Raw genomic sequence first — 379 nt, forward strand, 5'->3', positions numbered from 1 at the left:
GAAAACTTTGAACATCGCCGTGAGTGGATTGATTCACGTATTATTGAATTGGCGACGATTTTTGCGATTGATATCTGTGCTTATGCGGTGATGAGTAATCATTTACATGTGGTGCTTAAAGTCGATGTGGATAAAGCCAAAGAATGGTCTGATATAGATGTGCTTACCCAATGGCATAAAGGCTTTAAAGGTACATTGCTGACCCATAAATTTGTTAAAGGTGAAGCGCTTAATGAGTTTGTAATTAATATGGCCACCCATTCTAGTTAGAATTAACAAGGCAATTAACAAGGCCACCCATTCTAGTTGGCTAAATGTTAAACACCCTACTAGGCTTTAGTTATTGCTCATTACTTGGTGATTGAAGATGGCCAGACCT

The 379-nt window shown here is 38.5% G+C and carries 1 pseudogene; it reads left to right on the forward strand.

What is annotated here, in order from left to right:
* Positions 1–270, forward strand: a pseudogene (locus AB4140_RS09965) (transposase); the annotation flags it as partial.
* Between the last annotated feature and the right edge of the window lie 109 nt (positions 271–379).

The organism is Shewanella sp. 10N.286.51.B2 (assembly GCF_041469265.1).
Lineage (GTDB): Bacteria > Pseudomonadota > Gammaproteobacteria > Enterobacterales > Shewanellaceae > Shewanella.